This is a genomic window from Micromonospora sp. NPDC049114 (assembly GCF_040648635.1).
GTDB lineage: Bacteria > Actinomycetota > Actinomycetes > Mycobacteriales > Micromonosporaceae > Micromonospora.
Genome location: NZ_JBEZEA010000001.1, coordinates 1,316,706 through 1,334,259 on the forward strand (window position 1 = coordinate 1,316,706; position 17,554 = coordinate 1,334,259).

The 17,554-nt window shown below is 71.9% G+C and carries 15 protein-coding genes; 7 read left to right on the plus strand and 8 right to left on the minus strand.

Features of this window, described 5'->3' with window-relative positions:
* Position 1: 1 nt before the first annotated feature.
* Positions 2 to 1,216: an acyl-CoA dehydrogenase family protein gene (locus AB0B39_RS06290; RefSeq protein ID WP_234583142.1), complete on the plus strand. Its 1,215-nt coding sequence runs from the start codon at positions 2 to 4 to the stop codon at positions 1,214 to 1,216.
* Positions 1,217 to 1,410: 194 nt separating this feature from the next.
* The gene (locus tag AB0B39_RS06295; protein WP_357573787.1) at positions 1,411 to 2,973 is read left to right on the plus strand and encodes an AMP-binding protein; all 1,563 of its coding nucleotides are present in this window, start codon (positions 1,411 to 1,413) and stop codon (positions 2,971 to 2,973) included.
* 10 nt (positions 2,974 to 2,983) lie between these two features.
* Here AB0B39_RS06295 and purD read toward each other — a convergent pair whose 3' ends face one another.
* The 3 genes from purD to AB0B39_RS06310 form a co-directional block, all read right to left on the minus strand.
* Complete coding sequence (gene purD / locus AB0B39_RS06300) at positions 2,984 to 4,234, minus strand: phosphoribosylamine--glycine ligase (protein WP_357573641.1); 1,251 nt, start codon at positions 4,232 to 4,234, stop codon at positions 2,984 to 2,986.
* Between the two features lie 101 nt (positions 4,235 to 4,335).
* Complete coding sequence (locus AB0B39_RS06305; RefSeq protein ID WP_357573642.1) at positions 4,336 to 5,265, minus strand: type IV toxin-antitoxin system AbiEi family antitoxin domain-containing protein; 930 nt, start codon at positions 5,263 to 5,265, stop codon at positions 4,336 to 4,338.
* A 206-nt stretch (positions 5,266 to 5,471) separates the two neighbouring features.
* A complete protein-coding gene (locus tag AB0B39_RS06310) occupies positions 5,472 to 6,761 on the minus strand; it encodes an adenylosuccinate synthase (RefSeq protein WP_234583138.1) in 1,290 nt (429 codons plus the stop codon).
* Between the two features lie 124 nt (positions 6,762 to 6,885).
* On the opposite strand from AB0B39_RS06310, the gene AB0B39_RS06315 reads away from it, so the two are divergent.
* Together AB0B39_RS06315 and AB0B39_RS06320 are read left to right on the plus strand one after the other, a co-directional pair.
* Positions 6,886 to 7,956 (plus strand): hypothetical protein, encoded by a 1,071-nt coding sequence (locus tag AB0B39_RS06315; RefSeq protein WP_357573643.1) that lies wholly within the window; start codon positions 6,886 to 6,888, stop codon positions 7,954 to 7,956.
* Positions 7,957 to 8,027: 71 nt separating this feature from the next.
* Entirely contained in the window at positions 8,028 to 10,403 is a 2,376-nt protein-coding gene (locus tag AB0B39_RS06320) for a chromosome partitioning protein (protein WP_357573645.1), read from the plus strand.
* Positions 10,404 to 10,449: 46 nt separating this feature from the next.
* Here the strand turns inward: AB0B39_RS06320 and AB0B39_RS06325 are convergent, their stop codons facing one another.
* Positions 10,450 to 10,878, minus strand: coding sequence for a DUF3151 domain-containing protein (locus tag AB0B39_RS06325; protein WP_234583135.1), 429 nt, complete (start codon positions 10,876 to 10,878; stop codon positions 10,450 to 10,452).
* Between the two features lie 247 nt (positions 10,879 to 11,125).
* Between AB0B39_RS06325 and AB0B39_RS06330 the strand changes: the two genes are divergently transcribed.
* Entirely contained in the window at positions 11,126 to 12,319 is a 1,194-nt protein-coding gene (locus tag AB0B39_RS06330) for a hypothetical protein (protein ID WP_357573646.1), read from the plus strand.
* Between the two features lie 50 nt (positions 12,320 to 12,369).
* Here the strand turns inward: AB0B39_RS06330 and fbaA are convergent, their stop codons facing one another.
* Complete coding sequence (fbaA, locus tag AB0B39_RS06335) at positions 12,370 to 13,395, minus strand: class II fructose-bisphosphate aldolase (protein ID WP_234583133.1); 1,026 nt, start codon at positions 13,393 to 13,395, stop codon at positions 12,370 to 12,372.
* Between the two features lie 136 nt (positions 13,396 to 13,531).
* Complete coding sequence (locus tag AB0B39_RS06340) at positions 13,532 to 13,915, minus strand: phage holin family protein (protein WP_357491471.1); 384 nt, start codon at positions 13,913 to 13,915, stop codon at positions 13,532 to 13,534.
* Between the two features lie 122 nt (positions 13,916 to 14,037).
* Between AB0B39_RS06340 and AB0B39_RS06345 the strand changes: the two genes are divergently transcribed.
* On the plus strand, positions 14,038 to 14,250 hold the full coding sequence (locus AB0B39_RS06345; RefSeq protein ID WP_234583131.1) for a hypothetical protein: 213 nt from the start codon (positions 14,038 to 14,040) through the stop codon (positions 14,248 to 14,250).
* Between the two features lie 4 nt (positions 14,251 to 14,254).
* Here the strand turns inward: AB0B39_RS06345 and AB0B39_RS06350 are convergent, their stop codons facing one another.
* Positions 14,255 to 15,319 carry an LCP family protein gene (locus AB0B39_RS06350; RefSeq protein ID WP_357491474.1) on the minus strand — a complete coding sequence of 355 codons (1,065 nt, stop codon included), beginning with the start codon at positions 15,317 to 15,319 and terminating at the stop codon, positions 14,255 to 14,257.
* Positions 15,316 to 15,801, minus strand: a complete 486-nt coding sequence (locus AB0B39_RS06355) for a SigE family RNA polymerase sigma factor (protein ID WP_357491476.1) — start codon at positions 15,799 to 15,801, stop codon at positions 15,316 to 15,318. Before AB0B39_RS06355 ends, AB0B39_RS06350 begins: the two co-directional genes overlap by 4 nt.
* A 181-nt stretch (positions 15,802 to 15,982) precedes the next feature.
* On the opposite strand from AB0B39_RS06355, the gene AB0B39_RS06360 reads away from it, so the two are divergent.
* On the plus strand, positions 15,983 to 17,539 hold the full coding sequence (locus tag AB0B39_RS06360) for an LPXTG cell wall anchor domain-containing protein (protein ID WP_357491478.1): 1,557 nt from the start codon (positions 15,983 to 15,985) through the stop codon (positions 17,537 to 17,539).
* The last annotated feature ends 15 nt before the right edge of the window (positions 17,540 to 17,554 follow it).

A 17,554-nucleotide genomic window follows, 5' to 3' on the forward strand; every position in this document is an offset into this window, starting at 1 on the left:
CATGGCTGAGTTCTCGCTTGACCTGAACGAGGAACAGCGGGATCTACGCGACTGGGTGCACGGCTTCGCAGCCGAGGTCGTGCGCCCGGCCGCCGCCGAGTGGGACGAGCGCGAGGACACCCCGTGGCCGGTGATCCAGGAGGCCGCGAAAGTCGGCCTCTACGGCTTCGAGTTCCTCGCCACCTGCTGGGCCGACCCGACCGGGCTCTCCCTGCCGATCGCCAGCGAGGAACTCTTCTGGGGTGACGCCGGCATCGGCCTGAGCATCTTCGGCACCTCGCTCGCCGTCGCCGCCATCTACGGCGCCGGCACCCCCGACCAGATGGTCGAGTGGGTGCCACAGTGCTTCGGCGACGTGGACTCCCCGGCCGTCGCCGCGTTCTGCACCAGCGAGCCCGAGGCCGGCTCCGACGTCGGCGCCATGCGCACCCGGGCCGTCTACGACGAGGCCACCGACGAGTGGGTGCTCAACGGCCAGAAGGCGTACGCCACCAACGGCGGCATCGCCGGCGTGCACGTGGTCACCGCCTCGGTCGACCCCACGCTCGGCTCCCGGGGCCAGGCCGCGTTCGTCGTACCGCCCGGCACCCCCGGCCTGGCCGCGACCCGCAAGCTGCGCAAACTCGGCCTGCGCGCGTCCCACACCGCCGACGTCTTCCTCGACGAGGTACGCGTACCCGGCCGCTGCCTGCTCGGCGGACGCGACGCCCTGCTGGAACGCCTGGACCGCGCCCGCTCCGGGCAACGGGCCAGCGGGCAGGCCGCGATGCGCACCTTCGAGCTGTCCCGACCCACCGTCGGCGCGCAGGCGCTCGGCGTGGCCCGGGCCGCCTACGAGTACGCGTTGGACTACGCGAAGGACCGGGTCCAGTTCGGACGGCCGATCATCGAGAACCAGGCTGTCGCGTTCGCGCTTGCCGACATGCGGATGGAGATCGACGCGGCCCGGCTGCTGGTCTGGCGGGCCTCCTGGATGGGCCGCAACAACCGCCCGTTCACGGCGGGCGAGGGCTCGATGTCCAAGCTCAAGGCCGGCGAGGTGGCGGTGTCGGTCACCGAGAAGGCGGTGCAGCTGCTCGGCGGGGCCGGCTTCCTGCGCGACCACCCCGTCGAACGCTGGTACCGCGACGCCAAGATCTACACCATCTTCGAGGGTACGTCCGAGATCCAGCGACTGGTGATCTCCCGGGCGATCTCCGGCACGCAGATCCGCTGAGCCTCCGGTCAGCCACCCCCTGGCCCGACCGCCGGCCGGGCCAGGGGGTGGCGTCCTACCTATCCGTGCCGTCTTCGTCACCCCACGCCGATGCTGGCTGGGCCTGGTGCCGCGTCGGGTGCATGATCAAGGAAGACGCCCTGCCGGACGGGAGTCACCTGCCTGTCCGCGTACCACCCAAGGAGGTCTGCGGCATGGACCTGCCGTTCGTCGTCGCCACGCTGACCCGTCGCGGGCTGCTCACGCCGGGCCGCCCGGTCCGAATCGCCTCGCAGCTCAACGCCTTGCGCACCTGGGGGTGGAGTCTCGCCGGCGAACTACGCCAGGCAGCCGCCCGAGACCCCGGCCGACCGGCGATCATCGACGAGGACGGCGTCGAGCTGACCTACCAGGCGCTCCTGCACCGGGCCGAACGGATGGCCCGGTCGATGCGGTCCGGGCTCGGCGTACAGGCCGGGGACCGGATCGGCGTGCTGTGCCGCAACCACCACGGCCTGATCGAGACCATCGTCGCGGCGACCCTGCTCGGCGTCGACGCGGTCCTGGTCAACACCGGGCTCTCCGCCGCCCAGCTGTCCACCGTCGCCGAGGAGCAGCGGCTACGGCTGCTGGTGCACGACGACGAGTTCGCCGAACGGGTCCTCGGCCTCCCCGCCGAACTGCCCCGCCTCGACGAGCGCGCCCGCGAGGAACTGGTGGCCGGAGCGCTCCCCGGCGAGCTGCGCCCGCCGGAGCGCGACGGCCGGATCATCGTGCTCACCTCGGGCACCACCGGCGCCCCCAAGGGCGCCCGCCGGCCCACACCCAGCGGTTTCGGGCCACTCGTGTCCATCATCGACCGCATCCCGCTGCACGCCAAAAACCGCGTGCTGATCGCCGCCCCGATCTTCCACACCTGGGGATTCGCCGCCCTGCAGGTGTGCTTCGCGTTGCGGGCCACCATCGTGCTGCACCGCCGCTTCGACCCGGCCGCCACGCTCGCCGCCCTGGTGGCACACCGCTGCGACGCCCTCTTCGCCGTACCCGTGATGCTCCAACGGCTGCTGGAAGTGCCCCCACCGGACCCGCGCCCCGCACTCAAGGTCGTCGCGGTCAGCGGATCGGCACTGCCCGGCGGGCTCGCCCCCAAGTTCATGGACGTGTACGGAGACGTCCTCTACAACCTCTACGGCTCCACCGAGGTCTCCTGGGCGTCCATCGCCGGTCCCCCGGACCTGCGCCAGGCACCCACCACTGCCGGCCGGCCACCGCACGGCACCCGCCTGGAAATCCTCGACGCCGACGGCCAGCCGATACCGAAAGGTCAGGTCGGCCGCATCTTCGTCGGCAACGAGATGCTCTTCGAGGGCTACACCTCCGGCGCCAGCCGGGAGAGCCGCGACGGCCTGCTCGACACCGGTGACCTCGGCCGGCTCAACGCCGACGGGTTGCTCTTCGTCGACGGTCGGGCCGACGACATGATCGTCTCCGGCGGCGAGAACGTGTTCCCATCCGAGGTGGAGGACCTGCTCGCCCAGCTACCGCAGGTCCGCGAGGCCGCCGTGATCGGCGTACCCGATCCCGATTACGGCCAGCGACTGGCCGCGTTCCTCGCCCTGCACCCCGGCGAGACCCTCGACCCTGAGGCGGTCCGCGAGTACGTCCGGCGCTACCTGGCCCGCTTCTCCGTACCCCGCGACGTGGTCTTCGTGAAGTACCTGCCCCGCAACGCCACCGGCAAGGTGCTCGCCCGGGAACTACGCCGCTACTACGGCTGAGGCGCCAGCCTCAGCCCGGGATCGTGATCCGACCCTCGACCGCGGCGGTGGCGATGTCGGTGCGGTGCTGCGAGCCGGCCAACTCCACCCCGTCCACCAGCGCGTACGCCGCATCCCGGGCGGCAGCCAGGTCGGGGCCGGTGGCCGTACCGCAGAGGACCCGACCGCCGGCGGACAGCAACGCGCCGTCGCTCGCCCGGCGGGCGGTGCCCGCGTGGATGATGCCCGGCCGGTCCGCGCCGGTGATCACGTCGCCGGTGCGCGGCGCGGCCGGGTAGCCCTGCGCGGCGACCACCACGGTCACCGCCGCGCCGTCGCGCCAGCGCAGCGGCGGGTGCTCGGCAAGCGTGCCGGTGGCCGCCGCGTGCAACAGCCCACCCAGCGGGGTCTCCAGCAGGGCGAGCACGACCTGGGTCTCCGGGTCGCCGAACCGCGCGTTGAACTCGATCACCCGAGGACCGGCGGCGGTCATCGCGAGGCCCACGTAGAGCAGGCCCGCGAATGGCGTGCCCCGACGGCGCAACTCCGCCAGGGTGGGGTGGACCACGTCGCGCATGACGTCGTCGACCAGACCGGGCGGGGCCCAGGGCAGCGGCGCGTACGCGCCCATGCCGCCGGTGTTCGGGCCGGTGTCGCCGTCGCCGATCCGCTTGAAGTCCTGTGCGGGCAGCAGCGGCAGCGCCGCCTCACCGTCGGTGACCACGAACAGGCTGACCTCCGGACCGTCGAGGAACTCCTCGATCACCACCCGGCCACACTCGGCGGCGTGCGCCAACGCGGCGGACCGGTCGTCGGTCACCACCACGCCCTTGCCGGCGGCCAGACCGTCGTCCTTCACCACGTACGGGGCGCCGAACTCGTCAAGCGCCCGCGCGGTGGTCTCCTCGTCCGTGCAGACGTACGCCCGGGCGGTCGGCACACCGGCGGCGGTCATCACGTCCTTGGCGAACGCCTTGGAGCCCTCCAACTGGGCGGCCTCGGCCGACGGGCCGAACACGGCGATGCCCTTGGCGCGTACCGCGTCGGCGACACCGGCGACCAGCGGCGCCTCCGGCCCGATCACCACCAGGTCAGCCGCGGTCTCCACGGCCAGCGCGGCGACAGCGGCCGGGTCGGTCGCGGTGACGGCCCGCAACTCGGCGACCGAGGCGATGCCCGGATTACCAGGCGCGGCAATCAGCGCCGAAACAGCCGGATCGCGTTCCAACCCGAGCGCGAGAGCATGCTCCCGCCCACCACCACCCACCAAGAGAACCCGCACGACGGCATCCTACTGGCCGCCCCACCCACCGCCGCGCATCGCGCCGGTGATCATGAAGTTATTGCCCGCTGTCGCGGCGTGTCGTGGCAACAACTTCATGATCAACAAACTCGGGCCGCGGCCATTGCCTGGCGGACCGTCCACGGGATGTAATCGGGGCGCAGGGTGTCCTGCCAGGTGAATCGGAGGACCGTCCAGCCGGCGTTCACCAGGCGGTTCTGGCGTCGTCGGTCGACGAACACGGCTTCCGGCAGACCGTGCGGGCCTCGGCCATCGGCCTCGGCGATGATCCGGTGGCGACGCCACGCGAGATCACCGATGCCCAGCAGATAGCCGTCGTCGTCACGCACCTCAAGTTGCAGCGCATCGGGCGGCACTCCGCCGTCGATGCATCGCAGTCGGGCACGCGTCTCGAGTGGCGACTGCGCCCGCCCGTCCACCTCGCTGAGGAAGCCGCGTGCCGCGACCGCGCCACGCCGCCCATGGACCAGGCGCGGGAAGGAGAGCAGATCTTCGGCGGTCACCAACCGACGGTTCAATGCCGAGTCCAGCACACTCACCGCCGAGAAACGATCAACTCGCAGACTCACGTCGGCAAGGGTCCGGAGCGGTTCGGTCACGGAGAGCCCGTCCACCCGGACAAACTGCCCGGGCGGAACGACCAGCTGATGAACCACCACCTCCGGATGAGCGATCCGGGCTGGTCTGGCGACCGGGCCAGGCACCGACAGGTGGATCACATCGGTGGCCTGCAGACCAGCAATCCCGTGCAGTTCGGCGGCTGTTGCGAGCACTGCACCGGCCGACGGCCCAAAGGATTCCAACGCCGCCCTGATCCGCGCCCGTCGGGGCACCCCGTCATACAGGTCGGCGTCCACCAGGTAGCTGCCACGCGCCACGACGCGCCAACGGCCCGCGCGACAGAGCCGTTGCACTTCGTGGGTGGTGAAACCAGCGGCTCGCGCCTGCCTGAGCGTCACAATCCCGTCCCGCGCGGAGGCAACCCGCCGTACCGCGTCCAAGGCATCCACCCGGCCACCCTGACCCACCGGGGAACCCCAGACACACCCCTGTGGACAACCAGCGCTTCCCTGTGGATAACCAGGCGCCCCCGCCTGGGTTGATCATGAAGTTATTGCCACGACACGCCGGAACGGGTGGCAATAACTTCATGATCACCGGGGCGGGGCGGGGGCCGGGGGGCCGGGGGGGGCGGGGGGCCCGGGGTGGGTTGGGGTTAGGGGAGGAGGGGGTGTTGGACTACGTTTTCTTCTCGGCCTGGGCCCACGCCGATGACGCTCACCCTCGTGTTGCAGAGTTCCTCTACGCGGGCGATGTAGCGGCGGGCGTTCTCCGGCAGCTCGTCGACGGTGCGGGCCTTGGTGATGTCCTCCCACCACCCGTCGAGCTCCTCGTACACCGGGGTGGCGTGGTGGAAGTCCGTCTGGCTCATCGGCATGTCGTCGACACGCTTGCCGTTGATCTCGTAGCCAACGCAGATCGGCACCTTGGGCAGCCCGGTGAGCACGTCCAGCTTGGTGATGACCAGGTCGGTGACGCCGTTGAGGCGGCAGGCGTACCGGGCCACGACCGCGTCGAACCACCCGCACCGGCGCTCCCGGCCGGTGGTGGTGCCGTACTCCGCGCCGATCTTGCGCAGGTGCGCGCCGTTGGCGTCGAACAGCTCGGTCGGGAACGGTCCCGAGCCGACCCGGGTGGTGTACGCCTTGCTCACCGCGATCACCTGGTTGATCGCGGTCGGCGGGATGCCGGCGCCCACGCAGGCGCCGCCGGCCGTCGGGTTGGACGACGTCACGAAGGGGTACGTGCCGTGGTCCATGTCGAGCATGGTCGCCTGGGCGCCCTCCAGCAGCACCGTCTCGCCCCGGTCCAGCGCGTCCCAGAGCATGGCCCGGGTCTCGGCGATGTACGGCTTGAGCCGCTCCGCGTACTCCAGGTACTCCTCGACGGTGGCCTCGAGGTCGATCGCCTTGCGGTTGTAGACCTTGAACAGCATCTGGTTCTTCTCGCGCAGCGCGAGTTCCAGCTTCTTGCGCAGGATGCCCGGGTCGAGCAGGTCCTGGAGTCGAATGCCCATCCGGGCGACCTTGTCGCCGTACGCCGGGCCGATGCCCCGGCCGGTGGTGCCGATCCGGGACGAGCCGAGGTACCGCTCGACCACCCGGTCCAGTGCCCGGTGGTGCGGCATGATGAGGTGCGCGTCGCCGGAGATCCGCAGCCGGGACACGTCCACCCCGCGCTCGGCGAGACCGTCGATCTCGGCGAGCAGCACCTTCGGGTCGACGACCACGCCGTTGCCGATGACGATCATCGCGCTCGGCGAGAGCGCCCCGGAGGGCATCAGGTGCAGCGCGTACTTCTGGCCGTCCGGGGTGATGACCGTGTGCCCGGCGTTGTTGCCGCCGGAGTAGCGCACGACGTAGTCGACCCGCTCACCCAGCAGGTCGGTAACCTTGCCCTTGCCCTCGTCGCCCCACTGAGCGCCGATGAGCACGATCGCTGGCATCTTTTCCGCCTCCAGAAGGCTCGGGTGCCAGGTGGCGACCGGTTGGCGAGCCCGGGGTGTCAGGTTAACAAGTAGTGACGGCGCGACCGGCAGGGGTCGCGTCGAGAGGCAGGAGGCTCCTTCCGTGTACGACGTGGTGCTGCTCACTCTCTCCTCGGAGCGCGACGCTCCCGGGGGCTGTGGCAGCGGCGGGGCCTGCTGCGGCGGCGCGACCGGGACCGACACCGGCGTCAACGGGTCGGACGGGGCTGCCGGTGGCACGGCGACCGACGCCGGCACCGACCCCGGCGGGACGTCGGGCGACGGCGACCGGTGCGCCACCGATCGACCCCGGGTGCCGGTGCTGGCCTGCGCCGATGCCCTGACCGCCCGGGGCGCCCGGGTGCAGACGGTCACCGCCCGCTCGGACGCGGAGATCGACGCGGTGTTGGCCCAGCTCGACGGTCCGGCCCGCCCGGACGGTCTCACCTGGCCGGATTCGGACGGCAAGACCCGGCTGGTCGTCGCCACGGCGAGCGACGGGCAGTTGCGCGCCGTGCTGCGCCGGCTCGTCCGGCGGTACGCCCCACCGCCGAGTCGCCGTCCGGCTGACCTGCGCGGTGACCGGACCCTGCCCGACCTGCCGCCGGTCGCCGTACTCCCTCTCGATCCGGCACGCGGCGGCACCCACCGGGACCTGGCCGCGCAGCTCGGGCTGCCCCGCGATCCGGTGGCCGTGGCGGCCGCCGTGTTGGACGGCACGCCACGCCGGCTGGATCTGCTGCGCAACGACGGCGGCTCGGTGACTCTGGACGGCGCTCTGCTCGGCGCCGCCGATGATGCGGGTCGCCCGTTGCACTGGCGGGCCCGGGTGGAGGTGGACGACGCCATCCTCACCGACGGCGACGAACCGCTGCTGGCCTGCGCGATCGGCAACGCCGGCGGGTACGCGTCGCTCGACGACGTGGCGCTGCTGGCCGCGCCGGACCCGGCCGACGGCCAGGTCGAGGTCGCGGTGGCCGTCCCGGTGGTCGTCCGCTCGGCGTTGGGACGCAAGCGGGTACGCCTGGAGGTGCGGCGGGCCCGGGGACGGGCCGTGTCGGTGCTGCCCCGGGAGGGAAAGGTGCCCTACCTCGACGATGGCGTCGAGGGTGAGCTGACCCGCAAGCGCTCCTGGTGGATCGAACCGGGTGCCTGGGCGGTCTGGGTGGTCTGACCCCGACTGCGTCGACCGGCCCCGGTCGTCCGGTGGGCCTATCCTCGCAGGAGGACTGGGGAGGAACCGTAATGGACAAGAACGCCGACCGGGCGCAGGTGCCCGGCCAGCAGCCGGTGCCGGAGCGGGACATCGAACCACTCTGGCCACCGGATCCGGCCGAGCAGGGCGCGGGTGACGTGGTGCCGCCGTGGGCGGCGGTCGCCGAGCAGCGGGGCGGCCCACCGCCGTCCGCGCCGTCGTCGGCCGTCTCGCCACCGGTGGCCGCGCCGCCGACCGGCCGTCCGCCGGTCCCCGGGCAGCCGGGGGCGGCGGCTCTGCCGCCGCCGTCTCCGTCGGATTACCCGTCCCTGACCGGGGCGGTGCCGCCGCCGAGCGGCTGGGGAGCCACCGGCCCGAACGGCGCGCGTACGGGCTGGGCACCGGCGCAGCCGAGCTGGCCACCCGCCGACGCGCCGGCAACTCCACCCGCGCCGACCGCTTCACCCGCGCCGGCCACTCCGCCCGTGCCTCCCGTTGCGTCGACAGCACCGGTACCGCCGGGGGTGGGTGCCCTCGTCGGGCCAGGTAGGGACACGTTCCCGCCGACCTCCGGCACTCCGGCCACCGGCACGCGCCCGGGAGCCACCCCAACCGAGGCGACGGCCACCCCAACCGGAGCCGCAGGCACCCCAGCGGCAGCCGCAGACACCGCGACCGGAGCCGCAGGCACCGCGACCGGAGCGGTAGACACCGCAGCCGGAGCGGCGTCCGCCGACGAGCCTGTCCCCGGTCCGGTCAACGATCCGCCCGCCGCGTCGGGCGGCGTGGACCTGGACCTGCCGTTCTCCCTGGACCGCCCGGCGGCAACAGCCACGCCCGCCGACCGACCGACCCCGGCAGGCCCGCCCATCTCAGGGCCGGTGACGACAGACCCCGGCACAGCAGGCCCGCCGGCCGCAGGCCCAAGCACCGCCGGCCCAAGCACCGCAGGGCCGGCCACCACCGACCCGACCACCGCAGGTTCGGCAGCGGCGGGGCCGGCAGCGCAGTCTGGCGGACCGACCGGCACCGGGGAGGAGGGCCCAGCCGTCGGGGCGGCACGGCCGGCGGCCGAGTCGCCCTGGGCGTACCCGCCGCAGCGGCCGGCCAGCCCACCCCCGTCGACCGAGGACCAGGCGACCGTCGCGCCGCCGCCGATTCCCGCGCCGCCCGTTCCACCTCCACCGCCGCCGCCCGCCGTCGACCAGGGCACCGGAGCGGGGCAGACGTACGCCGGCCAGACGTACGCCGGTCAGACGTACTCGGCGGCGATTCCCGGCCAGGCCGGCCCGGCGCCGGTCGAGCCCCCGCAGCAGGGCGCGGTGCCGACCCCGCCGCCGGGGCCGTTCCCGCCGTCGCCGGGCTGGTATCCGCCGCCCTGGCAGCAGGCTGCGGCTGCGGTTCCACCGGCGCCGCCTCAGCAGTACCAGGAGACCGACCCGGTGGCGCGGGTGCCGGCCACCGGCTACCCGGACGCCACCTGGACTCCGGAGACCACTGCCGCGCCGACGGCCGAGGACTTCGCGCGCCGCCGGCAGGTACGGCCCGCCGACCCGGTGGCCACCATGGGCGTACGCGCGGTGGTCAACAAGATCGGTCTGGTCCGGCTCTCGCCGGGGCGGCACGAGCAGGAGCTCAAGCGGGACATCGAGATGGTGCGCCGCAACTTCGGTGGGCTGCGGCAGGTGACAGTGGTCAACCCGAAGGGCGGCGCGGGCAAGACGGTGGCCATCCTGCTGCTGGCGATGACGTTCGGGCAGAAGCGCGGCGGCTACGTGCTGGCCTGGGACAACAACGAGACCCAGGGCACGCTCGGCATGCGCGCCCAGCAGGACTTCCACTCCCGCACCGTGCGGGACATGCTGCGCGACCTCGGGCAGTTCCAGGGCGCGCACGGGCGGGTCGGTGACCTGTCGCAGTACGTGCGCTCGCAGGGTGAGGGGATGTTCGACGTCCTGGCCTCGGACGAGTCGGCTACCGGTGGCGAGATGCTGACCGCGGCCGCGTTCGCCGAGATCCGCGAGGTGGTCAGCCGGTTCTACAAGCTGATCTTCGTGGACACCGGGAACAACGTGCGGGCGCAGAACTGGCAGGCGTCGATGGACGCCACCGACCAGCTCGTGGTCACCATGTCGGCCCGTAACGACTCGGCGGAGACGGCCGCCCGGATGCTCGACCACCTGGAGCAGAGCGGCCGGCAGCGGCTGGTCCGGCAGGCGGTGACCGTGGTGTCGATGCCGCCGTCGCGCAAGGAGATCGACCTTCCGGCCATCCAGGAGCACTTCGCGGCGCGGACCAGGGCGGTGCTGCTGGCGCCGTACGAGCGGCTCATCGACAGCGGCGAGCCGATCCGGTACGGCGGGCTCTCCTCGGCCACCCGGGACGCCTGGTTGAAGATCGCCGCCGCTGTCGCCGAAGGGTTGTAGCCCGTCGAAGGCCGGCCCGGCTCCGGGCCGGCCTTCGACGGCGGTGTCAGTTGCTGGCCAGCGCGTCCGCCGCAGCCGGGTCGCAGTCCCGCAGGAACTGGGCGCAGCGGGCCGCCTCGTCGGCCTCGCCGATCTCGTCGGCGGCCCGGGAGAGCACGTACAGGCAGCGGAGGAAGCCCCGGTTGGGCTCGTGCGACCACGGCACGGGCCCGTGGCCCTTCCAGCCGTTGCGGCGGAGCTGGTCGAGGCCACGGTGGTAGCCGGTGCGGGCGTACGCGTACCCCGTCACCACCGCGCCGGCCGCGAACGCCCGGGCCGCGAGCGCACCCCAGGCCGCGCTGAAGGTCGGGAAGCGGGCCGCCACCGCGGCGAACGCCTCGTCGGTGCCGGCCTCCTGGGCGGCGGCCAGGGCGGCGTCGGCCTCGTCGTTCGCGGGCAGGAGGGTGGCCGGTGGCTCCGGCAAAAGGTTCTGCATCGCCCCATTCAACCCGCTGGACAGGGCGACACGCGAGCGGGTCGGCCGACGCGTTCGGCTGAACGGCTGAGGAGTTCATCACGCCTGCGGCCTATGCCGCGGCCAGGTGTTTTCCATTACAACTAATGGTCCGGAGCCTCCCCAGGAACCGGTTAGGCAGGAGCCCGGTGGCCACGACCACCGGGCTCCTGTCGCGTCCACCCCGCCCGGGGTTTGGCGGGCCTCGTCCAAGGGGCAGGATGGCCGGGTGCCGACCCCACCTCCCACCGACGTCATCGAGCCCCACCTGCACGCCGACGAGATCCAGACCCGGGACGAGTTCGACCGGCAGCTGGTCACCGGCCGCCTGACCGGGCTGACCGTGCAGGGCCTGCGCCTCGACCTCACCCCGGTGCCCGACCTGACCGGCGTCGAGGTCACCGGCACGCTCTTCGTCGGCTGCCGGTTCGCCTCCCGGGAGGTCGGCGCCGACCTGGTCCGGCGCGGCGCGAACGTGGTGCCGCCGTTCTCCGGGCTGCCGTACCCGACCCAGCCGTCGCACCTCTACACGCCGGACGACCTCGCCGACGGGTTCGCCGAGGGCGGGTTCACCGGGATGTACGACACCCGGGTGTACGAGCACTACCGGGCGCACGGCGGGGCGCTGCCGGACGTGAAGGAGGCGCTCGGTCAGCGGCTGCACGACCATGGCGTGGACAACGCGCTCGCCGACGCCACCCGCGCCTGGCTGGGCGGGTACGGGCCGCAGTCGGTGGTCGGCATCATGGGCGGTCACGCCGTGCGGCGCGGCAGTGCGGCGTACCGGATGGCGGCCGTGCTGGGGTGGGAGCTGGCGCGGGCCGACCGGCTGGTGGTGACCGGCGGGGGCCCCGGGGTGATGGAGGCGGCGAACCTCGGCGCGTACCTGGCGGACCACGCGGCGGCGGACCTGACCGCGGCGATCGACCTGCTGGCCACCGCGCCCGATTTCACCGACCACCACCGGTACACGGCCGCGGCGTTGACGGTCCGGCAGCGGTACGCGGGCGTGCCCCGCCAGCGCGCCGGGGACGCCGGGTGGGCGCGGGCCGGCGGGCTGGCCATCCCGACCTGGCTGTACGGGCACGAGCCGGCGAACCTGTTCGCGGGGCGGATCGCCAAGTACTTCTCGAACGCGATCCGGGAGGACACCATCCTGCGGCTCGCCCGGGGCGGCATCGTCTTCGCGCCGGGTCGGGCGGGCACGGTGCAGGAGGTGTTCCAGGCGGCCACCAAGACCTACTACGGCACCGATGGGGCCAGCGGCGCGTACATCTTCCTGGACCGTGACTACTGGACGCGGGAGTTGCCGGTGGAAGCGCTGCTGCGTCCGCTGCTGGCCGCCTCGCCGTTCGGCGACCTGTCGTCGACGATCCACCTCACCGACGACGTCCACGAGGCCGTCCGCCTGTTGACCACCTGACGACGACGGCCGGCTCCCCGAGGGGAGAGCCGGCCGTCGGGCGTACGTCGTTACTTGGACATCGTGGTGCCGGTGGAGCGCAGGTGCTCGCACGCCTCGACGACCCGGGCGGCCAGGCCGGCCTCGGCGGCCTTGCCCCAGGTACGAGGGTCGTACTGCTTCTTGTTGCCGACCTCGCCGTCGATCTTCAGCACGCCGTCGTAGTTGCGGAGCATGTGGTCCGCGACGGGCCGGGTGAAGGCGTACTGCGTGTCGGTGTCGATGTTCATCTTCACCACGCCGTAGTCGAGAGCCTCGCGGATCTCGCTCAGCAGGGAGCCCGAGCCGCCGTGGAAGACCAGGCTGAGCGGCTTGTCCTTGCCGTACTTGGCGCCGACCGCCTCCTGGATCTGGTTGAGGATCTCGGGGCGGAGCTTGACGTTGCCCGGCTTGTAGACGCCGTGCACGTTGCCGAAGGTCAGCGCCGCCATGTAGCGGCCCTTCTCGCCCAGGCCGAGCGCCTCGACCATGGCCAGGCCGTCCTCGACCGTGGTGTAGAGCTTGTCGTTGATGGCGTTCTCGACGCCGTCCTCCTCGCCACCGACGACGCCAACCTCGATCTCGAGGACGATCTTGCCCTTGGCGGCCTCGTCGAGGAGTTGGGAGGCGATCTGCAGGTTCTCGGCGACCGGCACGGCCGACCCGTCCCACATGTGCGACTGGTACAGCGGCTGCTCGCCGCGCTTCACCCGCTCCTGCGAGATGCCCATCAGCGGCCGGACGAACTTGTCCAGCTTGTCCTTCGGGCAGTGGTCGGTGTGCAGCGCGATGTTGACCGGGTACTTCTTGGCCACCTCGTGCGCGTACGCGGCGAACGCCACCGCGCCGGTGACCATGTCCTTGATCGAGGGACCGGACAGGTACTCGGCACCACCGGTGGAGACCTGGATGATGCCGTCGCTCTCCGCGTCGGCGAAGCCCTTGAGCGCCGCGTTCAGCGTCTGGGAGGAGGTCACGTTGATCGCGGGGTACGCGTACCGGCCAGCCTTGGCGCGGTCCAGCATCTCCGCGTAGGCCTCGGGGGAAGCGATGGGCATGTGATGCGCTCCTTACTTACCACTCTCGGCCGTGCTGGCCGCTGTTGTTCACTTGTGCGCCGGACCGCGCTGTCCTCCGCCCGGCAGTATCCCGCAGGTGTGGTGGGCAGGACCAACCGAGGGGGGTGTCAGCCGCTCACCGGGTGTCCAGACGGTCCGGCACGATGACGGTGATCAGCCAGGTGACCACTGTCATCACGATGGCTCCCCAGAACGCCGGCCAGAAGCCGTCCACCTGGAACGGCAGGTCGAGCCCGCGGGCGATCCGGTCGGTGAGCAGGAAGAGCAGCGCGTTGACGACAAGCGCGAACAGGCCCAGCGTCAGCAGGTAGAACACGCAGCCGACCACCCGGATGATCGGCTTGAGCACCGCGTTGATCACGCCGAAGATGAGCGCCACCACGATCAGCGTGAGCACGGTGTTGCCACCCGAACGGCCGTGCACGTCGACGCCGGGCACGATCAGGGTGGTCACCCACAACGCGACAGCGGTGATCGCCAGTCGGATGAGGAAGCCCACGGCACCATCCTGGCATCGGCGCGCGCCGTCATGGGTTGATTCCGCCGACTCGGCTTCCGCGCGCCGCGTCGACGCAGCCCGTACGGTGGTGGGAATCGTGCCCCGAGAACCCGGGAGGGACCATGGGTCAGCCCGATGAGGACTTCACCCCCGGCGACCACCTCGCCGCCGACGAACGCGACCCCGAGGCGGAGCCGGCCGACGCGGTCGAGCAGGCCACCGTGGTCGACCCGGCCCACGTCGACGTCGAGCCGCAGCGCGGCATGGAGGTCGACGACTGGGACGCCATGGAGCAGGCCCGGGTGGTCACCGGGGACGAGGACGACTACCGCTGACCGCTCAGCGGGCTTCGTCGACCAGCTTCGGGTGCCGGGCCGTCCAGTCGCCGAGCCGGTCGTCCCGCAGCGCGGTCAGGAACTCCGGCGCGAGCTTCGGGTCGGTCCGCAGGTAGCGCTCCGTCCCGGTCGGCCAGGCGACCGGGAGGCCGAACCCGACCGGCTCCACCGATCGCAGCGTGGGGGCGAGCCGCAGCAGGTCCAGCAGGGCCCCCCGGTCGGGTGACACGACGAGGTCCGGGCCGACGGTGGTCAGCAGCTTGGCGAGGCGTACCGGATCGGTGAGCACGCCCTGGTCGGTGCTCTGGCGGACCAGCCCGGCGGCGAAGAGCCGGGCGTTGCGGTCCCGGTCCTGACTTCCCTCTCGCAGACCGTAGCGCTGGCGGAGCAGGTCGACCGACGCGGCGCCGTCGAGACGTTGGCAGCCGGCCGGGAAGACCCGCTTCGTGTGGACGGAGCGAACCCGTTCAGGCAGGCAGACCGGCACCCCGCCGACCGCGTCGGTAAGCGAGCGCACCGCGCGGTACGTCAGCACCACGCCGGCGTCCACCCGGACCCCGGTCAGCTCGGCCACCGTACGACGCGTCAGCTCGTACCCCTTGGTCAGCTCGGGACGGGTGAAACCGGCGCCGAACGGGAACGCGGCGTTCAGCTTGTCGGTTCCCTGGCCCGGAATCGGCACCCCCAGGTCACGCGGCAGCGACACCAGGTAGGGGCGGCTGCGGTCGGCGGGGATGTGCACCAACAGGACCGCGTCCGCGCGTGCCGCCGTCCGCCCGTCGCCGTCGATGCCGAGCAGCAGGATGTTCAGCGCTCCGGACGGTGCCGGCCGAGCCGACTCACCGAGCAGCTCGGCGGTCGGCGGCGGCCCCGCGCGCTCCGGAGTCAACAGCGGCACCCCGAGCCCCAGCACCCCGAGCAGGGCCAGCGCGGTGCCACCTGCCTGCCAGCGGCGACGGCGTCGACGCCGGCCGATCGCCAGGCGGTCGATGGCGGCCCGCAACGGACCGGTCGGCGGGGTCAGCGGCTCGTGCCGGGCGAAGGCGGCCCGCAGGTCATCCTCGATCATGAGCGAACCTCCACATACTCGGCCCGGAGCGTGGCCAGGGCCCGGGAGATGGACGAACGTACGGTCCCGACGGCGCAGCCAAGAATTTCGGCGATCTCGGCGTCGGGTAGGTCCTCGTAGTAGCGCAGCACGAGAGTGGCGCGCTGCCGGCGCGGCAGCCGGGACAGCCACGACCAGATCTGGTCCCGGTCCACGGCGGACTGGGCGTGGTCGACCGACGCCGGCAGGGACTCGTCGGGCTCCCCGCGCAGCAGCACCCGGCGCATCCACGAGCCGCGTTTCCAGTCGACGTACTGGTTGGTGAGCATCCGGCGCACGTACCGCTCGGGCGAGTCCGCGCGGACGACCCGCCGCCAGTTGAGCTGGACCCGGACCATCGTCTCCTGCACCAGATCCTGCGCCTGGTGCGGATCGCCGGTGAGCATCACCGCGTACCGCAGCAGCGGGGCAAGCCGCGTGTCCGCGAACTCCTCGTACGTCACTGCACCTCCCGGGGTCCTGCCTCAGATGACGGGAGCGGACGGCCTGAACGTTGCGGCGACGCTGATCAACCTTTCGGTTCATGTTGGCGACCGAGCGGTGATCAGGGGCGACAGCGAACCTTAGCGATTCCTTAAGATCCGCAGGCTGCACCTGAATCCCCCTACTGGAGGAATCCCCCTGATGCTCACCCACTCCACTCGGCGCTGGCTCGCCGGCCTGGGCGTCGCAGGCGCGTTCGTCGCCGCCTCCGCCAGCCCGGCCCTCGCCGAGGAGCCCTCGAACGAGGTCTTCCTGTACGCGAACAACGCCCTCCTCGCCCCCGGCGGTGAGGCCAAGTCCGTCATGCTCCAGGCGTTCGCCGAGGCCCTGCCGGAGAACTTCACCATCACTGTTGACCGCTCTGCGGTCGCCGACTTCGCCACGGTCACCCTGACCGACTCGGTGGCCGGCTGCTCGCAGACCGGAACGACCATCACCTGCAATCTCAAGGGTGCCGAGACCATCGACTATGTCCTCGACCTCACCGTCAAGGCCAAGGACACCGCGCCGGTGGGCAAGAAGGCTGACCTCACCCTGACCATGGCCTCCAAGGGCAGGGCGAATGTCACTGCCACGTCCACGATCGAGGTGGGCGAGGGCGTGGATCTCAAGGCGGACGACGTCCTTGAGGTCTCGGGTGCGCCAGGAGCGTCCGTGAAGGCGCCCCTGCGCGTCGCGAACGTCGGTGACAAGACGACGAACGGCGCTGTCCTGTTGCTGACGGGCACCGGTCTCACCGCGGCCCAGCACTCGAACTGCTCCTACCTCTACGCATTCGGCACCAACTTCGCCCAGTGCGCGATGGACCAGAAGATCGAGCCGGAAGCCGTCGTCCAGTTGGACTCGTCGTCCGTGCTCAAGATCGCACCGGACGCCTGGGCACCGGGCGAGCAGTACGGCTCGGCTGAGTGGTTCGCCGATGGCGACTGGGCTGCGTTCCTCGCGGAGTTCCCCTTCCCGGCCGGCGAATGGCGAAAGGGCACCGGCGCGGCGCTGACCCTGGTCCCGGCGCCGACCACGCAGGCCCGTCAGCTCAAGCAGACCGACAAGGATCCGAGCAACAACGTCACGATGATCACGGCGACCGTGACCGGCAACCAGCGGGCCGACGTTGCCGCCACCGGGGCCGAGGTTGCCGGTGCTGTAGGCAAGACCGTCAACACCAAGGTCGGCTTCGTCAACAACGGCCCGGCTGCCATCAACACGTACTCGCCCCGCGAGCTGACGACCGCCGCCGAAATCACCATTCCGGCCGGCGCGACCGTCGTGACCGCGCCGGACGAGTGCTCGCCGTTCAAGGACGGCGAGATGGTCGGCTGGTACGGCGATCCGGGCGCGCGCGCCTACCTCTGCCTCTGGTACGACACCCTGCACAAGGGCGACGCGGCCGTCTTCGAGTTCGGGCTGCGCATCGACAATCTGGCCGGCGCACCGGGCTCAGTTCACCTGCTGCACTTCAACCTGGAAGGCGAGGGGTCCACCATCGCCGACCTCAACCCGAAGAACGACACCGCGGCCTTCACCATCAAGGGTGCGGCCGGCGGTAACGGCGGCGGCGAGGGTGGCGGTGACGGTGGCGCGCTGCCGATCACCGGTCAGTCGACCGGCCTGATCGCCGGCATCGGCGCGCTGCTGCTCGTCGCGGGCGTGGGCGGTTACCTGGTGGCCAAGCGCCGCCGGACCCGCTTCGTCGCCTGATCCAGCCGAACAATC